We start from the raw sequence: 15,366 nt of genomic DNA, 5'->3' as shown, positions 1-15,366 counted from the left end.
TGCGTAGTCAGTCGTATACCGGCGTCAGCGCGCGGCGGCTTCGAGAGATTCCCGGGCGGCGGCGGCGACCGCGTCGGCCGTGAAACCGAACTCGCGGAACAGGACCTTGCCGTCCGCCGAAGCGCCGAAGTGCTCCAGCGACACGATGCGTCCCGCGTCGCCCACATAGCGGTGCCAGGTCAGCCCGATGCCCGCCTCGACCGCGACCCGCGCCTTCACGGCGGGCGGCAGCACCGAGTCCCGGTACTGCTGGTCCTGCTCCTCGAACCACTCCACCGACGGCATGGAGACCACCCGGGTCGGCACCCCGGCGGCCTGGAGCTGCTCCCGCGCCCCGACCGCGAGCTGCACCTCGGAACCGGTGCCGATCAGCACGACCTGCGCCTCACCGCCCTCGGCCTCGAACAGCACATATCCGCCGCGCGCCGCGTCCTCGTTCCGCGCGTACGTCGGCACGCCCTGACGGGTCAGCGCCAGACCGTGCGGAGCGCCCACACCGAACTCCTTGGTGTACCGCTTGAGGATCTCGCGCCAGGCCACCGCCGTCTCGTTGGCGTCCGCCGGACGGACGATGTTCAGCCCCGGAATGGCCCGCAGCGACGCCAGGTGCTCCACCGGCTGATGGGTCGGGCCGTCCTCGCCCAGACCGACCGAGTCATGCGTCCAGACATAGGTCACCGGCAGATGCATCAGCGCCGAGAGCCGCACCGCGTTCCGCATGTAGTCGGAGAACACCAGGAAGGTGCCGCCGTAGACACGGGTGTTGCCGTGCAGCGCGATGCCGTTCATCACGGCCGCCATCGAGTGCTCGCGGATGCCGTAGTGAATGGTGCGGCCGTACGGGTCGGCCTCCGGCAGCGGATTGCCCACCGGCAGGAACGACGACGTCTTGTCGATGGTCGTGTTGTTGGAGCCGGCCAGGTCGGCGGAGCCGCCCCACAGCTCGGGCACGATCGCGCCCAGCGCCTGGAGCACCCTGCCCGAGGCGGCACGGGTGGCCACGCCCTTGCCGGTCTCGAACTCCGGGAGCGCCTCCTCCCAGCCCTCGGGCAGCTCGCCCGCGCGGATCCGGTCGAACTCCGCGGCCCGCTCCGGGTTGGCGGTGCGCCAGGCGGCGAAGGTCTTCTCCCACTCGCCCCGGACCTCACGGCCGCGGTCCAGCGCCTCACGGGTGTGCCCGATGACCTCGTCCGAGACCTCGAAGCTCTGCTCCGGGTCGAAGCCGAGGACCCGCTTGGTGGCCGCGACCTCCTCCTCGCCCAGCGCCGAGCCGTGCGCGGCCTCGGTGTTCTGCGCGTGCGGGGCGGGCCAGGCGATGATCGAGCGCGCCGCGATGAACGACGGACGCCCGGTCTCGGCCTGCGCCGCCTTCAGCGCGCGGTACAGACCCGCCGGGTCCAGATCGCCGTTCGGGAGCTGCGCCACCCGCTGGACATGCCAGCCGTACGCCTCGTACCGCTTGAGGGTGTCCTCGGAGACCGCGGTCTCGGTGTCGCCCTCGATGGAGATGTGGTTGTCGTCCCAGAGCAGCACCAGATTGCCCAGCTTCTGGTGGCCGGCCAGCGAGGACGCCTCGGCCGAGATGCCCTCCTGGAGGCAGCCGTCGCCCGCGATGGCCCACACCGTGTGGTCGAACGGCGACGCGCCGGGCGCGGCGTCCGGGTCGAACAGACCGCGCTCGTAGCGGGCGGCCATCGCCATGCCCACGGCGTTGGCGACACCCTGGCCCAGCGGCCCGGTCGTCGTCTCGACGCCCACGGTGTGCCCGTACTCCGGGTGGCCGGGGGTCTTGGAGCCCCAGGTGCGGAACGCCTTCAGATCATCCAGCTCCAGGCCGTACCCGGCCAGGTAGAGCTGGATGTAGAGGGTCAGCGACGAGTGCCCCGCCGACAGGACGAACCGGTCACGGCCGGTCCAGTCCGCGTCCGCGGGATCATGGCGCATCAGCTTCTGGAACAGAACGTAGGCGGCGGGCGCGAGACTCATGGCCGTACCGGGGTGGCCGTTGCCGACCTTCTGTACGGAATCCATGGCCAGGACGCGGGCGGTATCGACGGCCCGCTGGTCCAGATCGGTCCACTCAAGGTCTGTGGTGGTCGGCTTGCTGCTCACCCTGGGTCAGGGCTCCTCTCCACATACTCCATGTCGTGCCCCGGTGAACACGGAAAGCACCGGGCCCTGTCGAGCCTACCCGCGACGGGGGCGGCGGCCTGTCCAAGCGCTGACGCGCGGGGGAGGGGAGCGCGGCTCAACACGACCCACCCCCGTGCGGGGCGGCACACGGGCAGCCTCTACAGTGGCGTCGTACGCGCAAGTCTTCACCGGGTCGGCTGGATGTCCGCAGGTGCCCGGGGCTTGCTGGGAGTCTCTGTCAGGGGTGTGCGTGACGGCCGTCGAATCCCGTCCAGCGGGTGGGGGTACCTCCCACACCCCTGGGGTCCCGGGGGAGCTCGGGACGAGCCCGGTCAACCGGCCGTTCGGGGCCCGCGTCAAGGCATTCGTAGCGCTGACCAAGCCGCGGATCATCGAACTGCTGCTGATCACTACAGTGCCGGTGATGTTCCTCGCCGCGCAAGGGGTGCCCGATCTGTGGCTGGTGCTGGCCACCTGCCTCGGCGGCTATCTCTCCGCCGGCGGCGCCAACGCGCTCAACATGTACATCGACCGCGACATCGACGCGATGATGGACCGCACCTCCCAGCGACCGCTGGTCACCGGGATGGTCTCGCCGCGTGAGGCCCTGGTCTTCGGCATCACCCTCGCGGTGGTCTCCACGCTCTGGTTCGGACTGCTCGTCAACTGGCTCTCCGCCTGGCTCGCGCTCGGCGCGCTGCTCTTCTACGTCGTCGTCTACACGATGATCCTCAAGCGGCGCACCTCGCAGAACATCGTGTGGGGCGGCATCGCGGGCTGTATGCCGGTGCTCATCGGCTGGTCCGCCGTCACCGACTCGGTGTCGTGGGCCGCGGTCATCCTCTTCCTGGTCATCTTCTTCTGGACGCCGCCGCACTACTGGCCGCTGTCGATGAAGGTCAAGGAGGACTACGCCCGGGTCGGCGTCCCGATGCTGCCGGTGGTCGCGTCCAACCGGGTGGTGGCCCGCCAGATCGTCCTCTACAGCTGGGTGATGGTCGCCGTATCGCTGCTGCTCACCCCGCTCGGCTACACCGGCTGGTTCTACACGACGGTGGCGCTGGCCACCGGCGGCTGGTGGCTCTGGGAGGCACACGCCCTCCAGTCCCGCGCCAAGGCGGGCGTGACCGGCGGCAAGCTCAAGGAGATGCGGCTCTTCCACTGGTCGATCACCTATGTGTCGCTGCTCTTCGTGGCGGTGGCGGTGGACCCCTTCCTGAAGTAGCCGCCCTCCTTCCTGAAGTAGCGGCCCCGGCCTCCGGCGTGCTTCCCCCAGTGGCCCACACCACGTGTCCGGGCCATGGTCCGCCCGCCGTACCCGCGAGTAGCATCGCGATCATGGCAGACACCAAGCAGCGCAGGGCCGCCAAGCTCGCCCGGGAGATCGACGCCTTCGCCAAGGCCCACGGCGGCGCCGAGGGGCAGCTCGCCTATCTCGGCCAGGCCGGCACCCGGATCGTCCTGGTCGGCGCGGACGGCGACTGGGGAGATCTCGTCGCCCCCAGCCATGACATCGCCGCCGCCGCGGCGGAGCGGGCCGGGCTCACCCTGCACGAGTCCTTCGACGGGGAGTTCGCCGCCAGGGTCCGCACCGGCCCCTACGAGTGGACCCGGATGGCCGGCATTCAGCTCGGCGGCCCCTCCAACGGCTGAGCAACACCTCACCGGGGTACCTCCCGTTAGGACTGTGGAAGCGCTGTCCGCGACTGGGAGCCCCGATGACCGACGTCCCCGCCCTGGTGGACCAGCACTGCCATGGAGTGCTCCGCACCGAGCTGGGCATCGGCACCTTCGAGGCCCGGCTCGGGGGCGCGGCGGGGCCGCCGGCCCCCGGCACCACCTTCTTCGACACCCAGAAGGGTTTCGCGGTACGGCGCTGGTGCCCGCCCCTGCTGGGACTCGAACCACACTGCCCGCCCGCCCGCTATCTCGCCCGGCGGCGTGAGCTCGGCGCGCTGGAGGCGGGCAGACGGCTGCTCCGGGGCAGCGGGATCTCCGTCTATCTGGTGCACACCGGATCAGGCGGCCCGCTCACCGAACCGTCCGAGCTCACCGAACCGTCGGAGCTCGCCGCCGCCGGAGCGGCCGAGGCCCGGGAGATCGTCCCGCTGGAGCTCCTCGCCGAGCGGGCCGCCGACGCCTCCGGCACCGTCGCGGAGTTTCTCGCCGGCCTCGCCGAGGCCGTGCACACCGCCGCCGCCTCCGCCGTCGCGTTCACCTCGGCCGCGGCCGTACGCCAGGGGCTCGCCCTCGACCCGAGGGCGCCGGGGCCCGGGACGGTGCGCGGCGCGGCCGGGCGCTGGCTGGCCGGCCGCCGTACGGGTGACCGTCTCACCGACCCCGTGCTCATCCGGCATGTGCTCTGGATCGCCGTCGCCACCGGACTGCCGGTCCAGCTCCGGCTGGACGACGGGGACCCGCTGCCGATCGCCGACTTCGCCGCAGCGACCATGGGCCTCGGCGCCGATCTGGTGCTGCTGCACGGCTATCCGCACCACCGCCGGGCGGCCCAGCTGGCGGGCGCCTTCCCCCATGTGTACGCCGATCTGGGCCATGCCCTCGTCCACACCGGGGCCCGGGCGGCGGCGGTGCTCGCGGAGACCCTGGAGCTCGCGCCGTTCGGGAAGCTGCTGTTCTCCAGCGGCGCACGGGGGCTGCCGGAGCTCCATGTGGTGGCCGCGCGAATATTCCGGGAGGCGGTGGCGCGGGTGCTCGGCGGGTTCGTCGCCGACGGCGCGTGGGCGCGGGCGGACGCGGACCGGGTCGCCGGGATGATCGCGGCGGGCAACGCCCGGCGGATCTACGGCCTGGGCGACGGCCCGCCCGAGTCGGCGGGCCAGGGCTGAGCCCGCCCGGCCCCGGCGGGCGGTGGGCTAGGTCGTGTCTTCAAAGTCCCGTCTGTCCGCCGGGCCCTGGCACCGCACCTCGCCGCGTTGTCGTCAGTCGCCAATGCTCCGCAGTGGCTCCCTCCTCCGCCTTGCGATGCACGACACCAGACCCCGCCAGACCCGCCCTCCGGGCGGACGACGCTACTTTGAAGACACTCCCTAGGACACGGCGGACAGACGGGACCTAGACCCGGGAGAGGGAGGGACCGGCGGGAGCCGGGACCGCGGCCGGGGCGAGCGGGCGTTCGCGCAGGCTCAGCGCCAGCCGTACCACCGCGATCCACATCAGCGCGGAGCCGAGCATATGCGCGCCGACCAGGATCTCCGGCACCCCGGTGAAGTACTGGAGATAGCCGATGCCGCCCTGCGCCAGCAGCACGATCAGCAGCTCGCGGGCGCGGGCCCGGATGTCGTCCGGCGCGTCGGCCACCCGCAGCACCAGCCACATCGCGAGCGCGAGCGCGCACACGACCCAGGCGGACGCGGCATGCAGATGGGCGGCGTTCGCCCAGTCCCACGGCATCCTGGGGACATCGCTGCTGTCACCGGCGTGCTTGCCCGAACCGGTCACCCCCGTGCCGAGGACGATGAGCGCCCCGGAGACGGCGACGATCGCCCAGCCGAGTCTGCGGACCGGGCGCGGCACCCGGGGACGGGGCGGCTCATCGCCCTCGCCCGTCCGGTGCCAGGTGATCACGGCGACCGTGAGCAGCGCGTTGGCGGCGATGAAGTGTCCCGCGACGGTCCAGGGGTTGAGCCCCGCCCAGACGGTGATGCCGCCGAGCACGGCGTTGCTCACCACGATCCAGAACTGCGCCCAGCCCAGCCGGGTCAGTCCCCGGCGGCGCGGCTTGGTGGAGCGGGCCGCGATGATCGCCCAGCCGACCGCGGCCGACAGGACGTAGGTCAGCAGCCGGTTGCCGAACTCGATGGCGCCGTGCAGTCCCTGCTCGGGTGTGGCGAAGAGACTGTCGTCCGTGCACTTGGGCCAGGTGTCGCAGCCGAGGCCGGAGCCGGTCAGCCGGACCGCGCCGCCGGTGACGATGATGAGCACGCTCATCACCACTGCGGAGAGCGCCGCTCGCCGGAGCGTCCCGGGGGCGGGAGTCCAGCGCTGGGCGATGAGAGCGAGGGGGGTCTGCACGGGCTCCATCGTAGGACGGGCCTTGTGCATGTTTTCACTAGGGGGTGGGAAAGGGCTCCGGCGAGGGGTCGGCGGTCGGGGTTCGCGGTCCTTCGCCCGGGGCCGGCGGCTCTTCGCTCAAGGTCCGCGCCCGGGGCCCGCGGCTCTCCGCCCGGCGCTCAGAGCCCCGGCGGGGCGTGGGTGCGGCGGAAGTGCGAGCCGTCGAGCTGGTCCTCCTCCTCCCACCACACGGCGATCCGCCAGTGCGCCGACTCCGGCGGCCGGTCCGGCGCGTTGAGGAAGGCGTCGGTCAGATCGGCCGCCACCGCCGCCGCGCTGCGATCGGTGACCGCGTCCGTCCCGCGCCAGGGATACGCCATCGGGGTCCAGGGCGTGCCCGCCGCCTCCCGGACGTCGAACCGCCACACCGCCCGCCAGGAGCGGGCCCGCAGAATCCGCCGCACCTCGGCGACGTCCATGCGCAGCCCCCCGGCGATCGCCTCCGGCTCCACCCCCTCGATCCGGGCGGCCACCACCGCCAGCGACAGCAGCCGCTCCGGGATCAGCCCCTGCGCGTGCAGCCGGGTCAGCCCGCCGCCGAAGGGGCAGCGCCGCAGTCTCCGTTCGAGCTGATCGCCGAGGTGCTCCAGCGCCATGGTGTGCAGCGACTCACGCGCCTCGGGACAGGCGTACAGCTCATGGAACTCCCGCTCGGCGCGTACCGTCCAGGCCGCCGCCTCCACGGGGTCGCCCAGCTCCTCCAGCCGGTCGCCGAGGAAGGCGCGGGAGTGGGCGAGCCCCTTCCGGTTGCGGGGATCGCGCCGGTCCAGGCCCTCCCAGATCTCCATCGCGCGCCGGGTGGCGGCCAGCGCCGCGAGCCCGTCCGCGCGGACGGCGGCGGACGGGCGGTCGCCCGTGGGCTGGAAGGCGTACCGGGGCATGCCCAGCTCGTCGCTGAGCGGTTCGGCGAGATAGACGGCCTGGCTGATCAGGGCCTTGGCGTACCAGCGGGCGTGCTCCGGGTCGTGCCGCGCGGGCTCGGCGCAGCGCCGGACGGCCTCCTGGGCGGCGGTGAGCGCTTCCGTGCGGCGGCCCGCGTCGAAGTGGTGGCGGGCGAGGTCGGCGTAGCGCAGGCTCAGTCTGGCGGCGAGCGGGAGCTCCTGCTCGGCGTGCGGGGTGAGGGCGGCGATCAGATCTCTGAGCAGCCGTTCGCGTTCACCCGTCGGGAATCCGGCTCTGCCGGATCTGACCCTGCTCCACTCCGCGTCCAGTCGGAGTGCGGCAGTCCGCTCCATAAGGGCCCCTCCCACGCGCCGAGCACGCCGACCGGGCAGCTGATCACACCGATGCGGCGCAGGGCTCATACTGGCGTGCGGGCCGGGGCCGGGGGAAGACACCGGCCGACAACGGCCCGGCCCGGCCCGGAGAGAAGCGGACTACTCCCAGCGGAAGAAGCGGCTCGCGGCGCCCAGACCGAGCACCGCCCAGACCGCCAGCACGCCCAGGGAGCCCCACGGCAGCGCCGCTCCGTGCTGGAGGACGTCGCGCAGCCCGTCCGAGAGCGCCGAGATCGGCAGCAGCGCGAGCACCGACTCCACACCGTCGGGGAACCGCTCCAGCGGCACGATGACGCCGCCGCCCATGAGTAGCAGCAGAAAGACCAGATTGGCGGCGGCGAGGGTGGCCTCGGCGCGCAGCGTCCCGGCCATCAGCAGCCCGAGTCCGCTGAAGGCCGCGGTGCCGAGGGCGAGCAGCAGCAGCACGGAGAAGGGGTCGCCCTCCGGGGACCAGCCGAGCGCGAAGGCGATGGCGGTCAGCAGGGCGATCTGGAGCACCTCGGTGACCAGGACGGAGAGCGTCTTGGCGGACATCAGGGCCCAGCGGGGGAGCGGGGAGGCCCCGAGCCGCTTGAGCACTCCGTACCGCCGCTCGAAGCCGGTGGCGATGGCCTGGCCGGTGAAGGCGGTGGACATCACGGCGAGGGCGAGCACACCGGGGGCGAGGAAGTCCACCGGCCGGCCGGTCCCGGTGTCGATGATGTCGACGGTGGAGAAGAGGACCAGAAGAAGTGACGGAATGACGACGGTGAGCAGCAGTTGCTCGCCGTTGCGCAGCAGCATCCTGGTCTCGAACGCGGTCTGCGCCGCGATCATGCGGCCCAGCGGGGCCGCGCCCGGCTTCGGTGCGTACGTCCCGGTGCTCATCGGCGCGGCTCCCCGTCGTGCTGTCGGTGGTCCCGGCTCATCCGCGCAGCTCCTTGCCGGTCAGTTCGAGGAAGACGTCCTCCAGGGTGTGCCGCTCCACGGAGATGCCGTCCGGCATCACCCCGTGCTGGGCGCACCAGGAGGTGACCGTCGCCAGCAGCAGCGGATTCACCTGGCCCGATATCCGGTACGCGCCCGGGGTCAGCTCGGCGGCGTCGGTGCCGTCCGGGAGGGCGTTGAGGAGTGAGGCGACGTCGAGTCCGGGGCGGCCGGTGAAGCGCAGGGTGTTCTCCGCTCCGCCGCGGCAGAGCTGCTCCGGGGTGCCCCGGGCGATGACCCGGCCCGCGTCGATGATCGCGACCTCGTCCGCGAGCTCCTCGGCCTCGTCCATGAAGTGGGTGGTCAGGACCGTGGAGACGCCGTCGGCGCGGAGCTCGCGCACCAGCTCCCAGGTGGCGTGCCGGGCCTGGGGGTCCAGGCCGGCGGTGGGCTCGTCCAGGAAGATCAGCTCGGGGCGGCCCACGACGGCCATCGCGAGGGCGAGGCGCTGCTGCTGGCCGCCGGAGAGCCGGCGGTAGGCGGTCCGGCCGCAGCCGCCGAGGCCCAGCCGCTCGATCAGCGCGTCCACGTCCAGCGGATGGGCGTGCAGCTTCGCCATATGGCGCAGCATCTCCTCGGCGCGTGCGCCGGAGTAGACGCCGCCCGACTGGAGCATCACCCCGATCCGGGTGCGCAGCCGTGCCGCGTCGGCGACCGGGTCGAGCCCGAGGACCCGTACGGTGCCGCCGTCGGCCCGGCGGTAGCCCTCGCAGATCTCGACGGTGGTGGTCTTGCCGGCGCCGTTGGGGCCGAGGACGGCGGTCACCCGGCCCTGGCCGATGTCGAGGTCGAGGCCGTCGACGGCGGTCTTGGATCCGTACTGTTTGATCAGGCCCCGGATCTGGACGACGGGCTCGCTGCGCATGCCGGGAAGTCTAGGCGGGCGCTCGGGGTGATCAGCGCGCGCCCCCGCGAGCGCGCCCCCGCCCCGCGCCGGGCTGTTCGGTGAGCACTGCTCCGCCCCGCGCCAGCCCGTTCGGTGAGCACTGCTCCGTCCCTGCTCAGGGCCGCCCCGGGGCACCGGACCCCCCGGTTCTTAGGTAACCCTAAGTGACGAAGCGCACCGCGCCCGGGCCCGGCGACGGTTGTCACGGTCGAACGAATTACGCAACAATGGCGTTGTGAAAAACGTCGGCGAGCCCTCGCAGGAGGAACTCGCGACCGGGACGCGCACCGATCACTCCACGCGCAACCGGGTCGCGCGCTCCGTGCTGGATCACGGCCCGTCCACCGTGGCGGACCTCGCGTCCCGCCTCGGACTCACCCAGGCGGCCGTCCGCCGCCACCTCGACACCCTCGTCGCCGAGAATGTCGTCGAGCCCCGTGAACAGCGTATCTACGGCGCTCGGACCCGCGGCAGGCCCGCCAAGGTCTTCGCGCTGACCTCCTGCGGCCGGGACGCCTTCGACCAGTCGTACGACTCGCTGGCCGTGGACGCCCTCCGCTGGATCGAGCAGAACGCCGGGGGCGAGACGGCCGTCGCCGCCTTCGCCCGCGCCCGGATCGAGGCGCAGGCCGCTCCGTACCGCGATGCCGTCGAGTCCGCGCCTCCCGAGGAGCGTGCCGAAGCGCTGGCGAAAGCGCTGAGCGCCGACGGGTACGCTGCTACGGCGCGTAGCGCGCCCACCCCCCAGCAGGGCGAACAGCTCTGTCAGCACCACTGCCCGGTCGCGCATGTCGCCGAGCGGTACCCGCAGCTGTGCGAGGCGGAGACCGAGATCTTCTCCCGTCTGCTCGGGACGCATGTGCAGCGTCTGGCCACCATCGCCCACGGCGACGGAGTGTGCACGACGTTCATTCCGCGCAGCACCACCACCACACCATCAGCATCTGCAAGCACGGCCGGGAGGAACCCCGAATGACTCTCCCCACGGAGACTGCTCACCCCGAACTGGAGGGGCTGGGCACGTACGAATTCGGCTGGGCCGACTCCGACGCGGCAGGCGCCGCGGCCAAGCGCGGCCTCTCCGAGGCCGTCGTCCGCGACATCTCGGCGAAGAAGAACGAGCCGGAGTGGATGCTGAAGCTGCGCCTCAAGGGTCTGCGGCTGTTCGACAAGAAGCCCATGCCCAGCTGGGGCTCGGATCTGTCGGGCATCGACTTCGACAACATCAAGTACTTCGTACGCTCCACGGAGAAGCAGGCGGCGTCCTGGGAGGACCTCCCCGAGGACATCAAGAACACATACGACAAGCTCGGCATCCCCGAGGCGGAGAAGCAGCGCCTCGTCGCCGGCGTCGCGGCCCAGTACGAGTCGGAGGTCGTCTACCACCAGATCCGTGAGGACCTGGAGGAGCAGGGCGTCATCTTCCTCGACACCGACACCGCGCTGAAGGAGCACCCTGAGCTCTTCCAGGAGTACTTCGGCACGGTCATCCCGGTCGGCGACAACAAGTTCGCGTCGCTGAACTCCGCCGTCTGGTCCGGCGGCTCGTTCATCTACGTGCCCAAGGGCGTCCAGGTGGACATCCCGCTCCAGGCCTACTTCCGTATCAACACGGAGAACATGGGCCAGTTCGAGCGGACGCTGATCATCGTGGACGAGGACGCCTACGTCCACTACGTCGAGGGCTGCACCGCCCCGATCTATTCCTCCGACTCGCTGCACAGCGCCGTCGTCGAGATCATCGTCAAGAAGGGCGGCCGCTGCCGCTACACGACGATCCAGAACTGGTCGAACAACGTCTACAACCTGGTCACCAAGCGTGCCGTCGCCTACGAGGGCGCGACCATGGAGTGGGTCGACGGCAACATCGGCTCCAAGGTGACCATGAAGTACCCGGCCGTCTATCTGATGGGCGAGCACGCCAAGGGCGAGACGCTCTCCATCGCCTTCGCGGGTGAGGGCCAGCACCAGGACGCGGGCGCCAAGATGGTCCACATGGCCCCCAACACCTCCTCCAACATCGTCTCCAAGTCGGTGGCGCGAGGCGGCGGCCGTACCTCCTACCGCGGTCTGATCGAGATCGGCGAGGGCGCGCCGGGCGCGAAGTCCAATGTGCTCTGTGACGCGCTGCTGGTCGACACGATCTCCCGCTCGGACACCTACCCCTATGTCGACGTCCGCGAGGACGACGTCTCCATGGGCCACGAGGCGACCGTCTCCAAGGTCTCCGAGGACCAGCTCTTCTATCTGATGAGCCGCGGCATGACCGAGTTCGAGGCCATGGCGATGATCGTGCGCGGCTTCGTCGAGCCGATCGCCAAGGAACTGCCGATGGAGTACGCGCTGGAGCTCAACCGGCTGATCGAGCTCCAGATGGAGGGCTCGGTCGGCTGACCCCGGCGACCCCTTCGCGGGACGGGCGGCCCGAGCCGCCCGCCCCGCCAGCGACTGAATTCTTGACCCAGAAGGCAGAGAGAGAGCACGACGACAGCCATGGCTGAGGCTCAGAACATTCCGGCGGGATCCACCACCGCCGGCGCGATCGCGGTGGCCGCCGAGTCGACCGTCGCCACCCGTATGAGTGCGCCCCCGTCCTTCGACGTGGCGGACTTCCCGGTCCCGCACGGCCGTGAGGAGGAGTGGCGCTTCACTCCGCTGGAGCGGCTCGCCGGTCTGCACGACGGCAGCGCCGTCGCGTCCGGCGACGGCGTCAAGATCGCCGTCGAGGCGCCCGAGGGCGTCACCGTCGAGACCGTCGGCCGCGACGACGCGCGCATCGGCCGGGCGGGCACCCCCGTGGACCGGGTCGCGGCCCAGGCGTACACCTCCTTCGAGCAGGCGTCGGTCGTCACCGTGCCGAAGGAGACCGTGCTCACCGAGCCCATCCGCATCGCCGTGCACGGCGAGGGCGGGGTCGCCTTCGCCCACCAGGTCATCGAGCTGGGCGCGTTCGCCGAAGCCGTCGTGGTCATCGACCACACCGGTGACGCGGTGCTCGCCGACAACGTCGACTACCTCCTGGGCGACGGCGCCAAGCTCACCGTCGTCTCCGTCCAGGACTGGGACGACAAGGCCGTCCACGTCGCCCAGCACAACGCGCTGGTCGGGCGGGACGCCTCCTTCAAGTCCGTCGTCGTCACCTTCGGCGGCGATCTCGTACGGCTGCACCCGCGGGTCTCCTACGCGGCCACCGGCGGCGAGGCGGAGCTGTTCGGGCTCTACTTCACCGACCGGGGCCAGCACCAGGAGCACCGCCTCCTGGTCGACCACAACAACCCGCACAACAAGTCCAACGCCGTCTACAAGGGCGCGCTCCAGGGGGAGAACGCCCACGCGGTATGGATCGGGGATGTGCTGATCCGGGTGAACGCCGAGGGCACCGACACCTATGAGATGAACCGCAACCTCGTCCTCACGGACGGCGCGCGGGTCGACTCGGTGCCGAACCTGGAGATCGAGACCGGCGAGATCGTCGGCGCCGGGCACGCCTCCGCCACCGGTCGCTTCGACGACGAGCAGCTCTTCTATCTGATGGCCCGCGGCATCCCGGAGCAGGAGGCCCGCCGTCTCGTGGTCCGCGGCTTCTTCGCCGAGCTGGTCCAGCAGATCGGGCTGCCGGACGTCGAGGAGCGCCTGCTCTCCAAGATCGAGGAAGAGCTGGAGGCGTCGGTCGCATGAGTTTCGTCCGAGTCTGTGGGCTGAGCGAGCTGACGGAGGACACCCCCAAGCGGGTGGAACTCGACGGCACCCCCGTCTCGGTCGTGCGCACCGAGGGCGAAGTCTTCGCGATCCACGACATCTGCTCCCACGCGAACGTCTCGCTGTCCGAGGGCGAGGTGGAGGACTGCCAGATCGAGTGCTGGCTGCACGGCTCCTCGTTCGACCTCCGCACCGGCAAGCCGTCCGGACTGCCCGCGACGCGCCCCGTCCCCGTATACCCCGTAAAGATCGAAGGGGACGATGTGCTCGTCTCCGTCACCCAGGAGTCCTGAGTCACCCATGGCAACGCTTGAAATCCGCGACCTGCACGTCTCCGTCGAAGCCGAGAACGGCGCCCGGGAGATCCTCAAAGGCGTCGACCTGACCGTGAAGCAGGGCGAGACCCACGCCATCATGGGCCCCAACGGCTCCGGCAAGTCGACCCTGGCGTACTCGCTCGCCGGTCACCCCAAGTACACGATCACCAGCGGCACGGTCACCCTCGACGGTGAGGACGTCCTGGAGATGAGCGTGGACGAACGCGCGCGCGCCGGCCTCTTCCTCGCCATGCAGTACCCGGTCGAGGTCCCCGGGGTCTCGGTCTCCAACTTCCTGCGCACCTCCGCCACCGCCATCCGCGGCGAGGCCCCCAAGCTGCGCACCTGGGTGAAGGAGGTCCGGGAGACCATGGAGCGCCTTCACATGGACCCGGCCTTCGCCGAGCGCAATGTCAACGAGGGCTTCTCCGGCGGCGAGAAGAAGCGCCACGAGATCCTTCAGCTGGAGCTGGCCAAGCCCAAGGTCGCGATCCTGGACGAGACCGACTCCGGCCTCGACGTGGACGCGCTGCGGATCGTCTCCGAGGGCGTCAACCGCGTCCGCGAGACGGGCGAGGTCGGCACCCTGCTGATCACGCACTACACCCGCATCCTCCGTTACATCAAGCCCGACTACGTCCATGTCTTCGTGAGCGGCCGTATCGCCGAGTCCGGCGGTCCGGAGCTCGCGGACAAGCTGGAGGCGGAGGGCTACGAGTCCTATGTGAAGGGTGGCGTATCCGCGTGACTGACGCCCGCCAGGGGCTCCCGGGCCTCCTCGACACCGAGGCGATCCGCAAGGACTTCCCGATCCTCGACCGAGTGATCCACGGGGACAAGAAGCTCGTCTATCTGGACAGCGCGGCCAGCTCGCAGAAGCCGCGTCAGGTCATCGACGCGCTCAGCGACTACTACGAGCGGCACCACGCCAACGTCCACCGCGGCATCCATGTGCTCGCCGACGAGGCCACAGCGCTGTACGAGGGCGCCCGGGACAAGGTCGCGGCGTTCATCAACGCGCCCAGCCGCGACGAGGTGATCTTCACCAAGAACGCCTCGGAGTCGCTGAACCTGGTGGCCAACATGCTCGGCTGGGCCGATGAGCCCTACCGCGTGGACCGTGACACCGAGATCGTCATCACCGAGATGGAGCACCACTCCAACATCGTTCCCTGGCAGCTGCTCGCGCAGCGCACGGGCGCGAAGCTGAAGTGGTTCGGTCTCACCGACGACGGCCGTCTCGACCTGTCCAACATCGAGGAGGTCATCACCGAGAAGACGAAGATCGTCTCCTTTGTGCTGGTCTCCAACATCCTGGGCACGGTCAACCCGGTCGAGGCCATCGTGCGCCGCGCCCAGGAGGTCGGCGCGCTGGTCCTGATCGACGCCTCCCAGGCCGCTCCGCACGCCCCGCTGGACGTCCAGGCGCTCCAGGCCGACTTCGTGGCCTTCACCGGCCACAAGATGTGCGGGCCCACCGGTATCGGTGTGCTCTGGGGCCGGCAGGAGCTGCTGGAGGACCTCCCGCCGTTCCTCGGCGGCGGCGAGATGATCGAGACCGTCTCGATGCACTCCTCCACCTACGCGCCCGCGCCGCACAAGTTCGAGGCCGGCACCCCCCCGATCGCCCAGGCCGTCGGCCTCGGCGCCGCGGTGGACTATCTGAACTCGATCGGCATGGAGAAGATCGCGGCCCATGAGCACGCGATCACCGAGTACGCGGTGAAGCGGCTGATCGAGGTCCCCGATCTGAGGATCATCGGCCCGGTGTCCGCAGAGGACCGTGGCGCCGCGATCTCCTTCACGCTCGGCGACATCCACCCGCATGACGTGGGCCAGGTCCTGGATGAACAGGGCATAGCGGTCCGGGTCGGCCACCACTGCGCGCGGCCGGTCTGTCTGCGGTACGGAATTCCTGCGACCACGCGGGCGTCGTTCTATCTGTACTCCACGCCCGGCGAGGTGGACGCGCTGATCGACGGGCTGGAGCACGTCCGTAACTTCTTCGGGTAGAGCG

Annotated in this window: 14 protein-coding genes; 9 read left to right on the top strand and 5 right to left on the bottom strand. The window is 70.8% G+C overall.

The window, feature by feature from the left end:
• Positions 1–24: 24 nt before the first annotated feature.
• Positions 25–2,112: a transketolase gene (tkt, locus tag FF041_RS33540; RefSeq protein ID WP_323393459.1), complete on the bottom strand. Its 2,088-nt coding sequence runs from the start codon at positions 2,110–2,112 to the stop codon at positions 25–27.
• 271 nt (positions 2,113–2,383) lie between these two features.
• Between tkt and FF041_RS33535 the strand changes: the two genes are divergently transcribed.
• The 3 genes from FF041_RS33535 (at position 2,384) to FF041_RS33525 (ending at position 4,979) form a co-directional block, all read left to right on the top strand.
• Positions 2,384–3,358, top strand: a complete 975-nt coding sequence (locus FF041_RS33535) for a heme o synthase (protein ID WP_323393457.1) — start codon at positions 2,384–2,386, stop codon at positions 3,356–3,358.
• Positions 3,359–3,471: 113 nt separating this feature from the next.
• Entirely contained in the window at positions 3,472–3,786 is a 315-nt protein-coding gene (locus FF041_RS33530) for a hypothetical protein (RefSeq protein WP_153480371.1), read from the top strand.
• Positions 3,787–3,851: 65 nt separating this feature from the next.
• Positions 3,852–4,979: an amidohydrolase family protein gene (locus FF041_RS33525; protein ID WP_153526237.1), complete on the top strand. Its 1,128-nt coding sequence runs from the start codon at positions 3,852–3,854 to the stop codon at positions 4,977–4,979.
• A gap of 226 nt (positions 4,980–5,205) precedes the next feature.
• Here FF041_RS33525 and FF041_RS33520 read toward each other — a convergent pair whose 3' ends face one another.
• From FF041_RS33520 to FF041_RS33505, 4 genes are all read right to left on the bottom strand, one after another.
• Positions 5,206–6,174, bottom strand: coding sequence for a COX15/CtaA family protein (locus FF041_RS33520; protein WP_228388813.1), 969 nt, complete (start codon positions 6,172–6,174; stop codon positions 5,206–5,208).
• Between the two features lie 149 nt (positions 6,175–6,323).
• Complete coding sequence (locus FF041_RS33515) at positions 6,324–7,439, bottom strand: hypothetical protein (RefSeq protein ID WP_153526235.1); 1,116 nt, start codon at positions 7,437–7,439, stop codon at positions 6,324–6,326.
• A gap of 141 nt (positions 7,440–7,580) precedes the next feature.
• Positions 7,581–8,348 (bottom strand): ABC transporter permease, encoded by a 768-nt coding sequence (locus FF041_RS33510; RefSeq protein WP_153526234.1) that lies wholly within the window; start codon positions 8,346–8,348, stop codon positions 7,581–7,583.
• Positions 8,349–8,385: 37 nt separating this feature from the next.
• Positions 8,386–9,312 (bottom strand): ABC transporter ATP-binding protein, encoded by a 927-nt coding sequence (locus tag FF041_RS33505; protein ID WP_153526233.1) that lies wholly within the window; start codon positions 9,310–9,312, stop codon positions 8,386–8,388.
• 256 nt (positions 9,313–9,568) lie between these two features.
• On the opposite strand from FF041_RS33505, the gene FF041_RS33500 reads away from it, so the two are divergent.
• The 6 genes from FF041_RS33500 to FF041_RS33475 all read left to right on the top strand — a co-directional run bounded on the left by FF041_RS33500 (position 9,569) and on the right by FF041_RS33475 (position 15,362).
• Positions 9,569–10,309 carry a helix-turn-helix transcriptional regulator gene (locus tag FF041_RS33500; RefSeq protein WP_323393454.1) on the top strand — a complete coding sequence of 247 codons (741 nt, stop codon included), beginning with the start codon at positions 9,569–9,571 and terminating at the stop codon, positions 10,307–10,309.
• A complete protein-coding gene (gene sufB, locus FF041_RS33495) occupies positions 10,306–11,727 on the top strand; it encodes a Fe-S cluster assembly protein SufB (RefSeq protein ID WP_153526231.1) in 1,422 nt (473 codons plus the stop codon). The genes FF041_RS33500 and sufB overlap by 4 nt, the downstream gene beginning before the upstream one ends.
• Positions 11,728–11,826: 99 nt before the next feature.
• Positions 11,827–13,011 (top strand): Fe-S cluster assembly protein SufD, encoded by a 1,185-nt coding sequence (sufD, locus tag FF041_RS33490; protein WP_153526230.1) that lies wholly within the window; start codon positions 11,827–11,829, stop codon positions 13,009–13,011.
• Positions 13,008–13,325, top strand: a complete 318-nt coding sequence (locus tag FF041_RS33485) for a bifunctional 3-phenylpropionate/cinnamic acid dioxygenase ferredoxin subunit (protein ID WP_153480382.1) — start codon at positions 13,008–13,010, stop codon at positions 13,323–13,325. The genes sufD and FF041_RS33485 overlap by 4 nt, the downstream gene beginning before the upstream one ends.
• Positions 13,326–13,332: 7 nt before the next feature.
• Positions 13,333–14,097 (top strand): Fe-S cluster assembly ATPase SufC, encoded by a 765-nt coding sequence (gene sufC / locus FF041_RS33480; RefSeq protein WP_153480383.1) that lies wholly within the window; start codon positions 13,333–13,335, stop codon positions 14,095–14,097.
• Positions 14,094–15,362 carry a cysteine desulfurase gene (locus FF041_RS33475; RefSeq protein WP_323393450.1) on the top strand — a complete coding sequence of 423 codons (1,269 nt, stop codon included), beginning with the start codon at positions 14,094–14,096 and terminating at the stop codon, positions 15,360–15,362. Before sufC ends, FF041_RS33475 begins: the two co-directional genes overlap by 4 nt.
• Positions 15,363–15,366: the final 4 nt, after the last annotated feature.

Origin of the sequence: Streptomyces jumonjinensis (assembly GCF_009600885.1) — a bacterium.
GTDB lineage: Bacteria > Actinomycetota > Actinomycetes > Streptomycetales > Streptomycetaceae > Streptomyces > Streptomyces jumonjinensis.
Note: the sequence above shows the minus strand (reverse complement) of the source record. Positions and strands in the feature narration are given on the sequence as shown.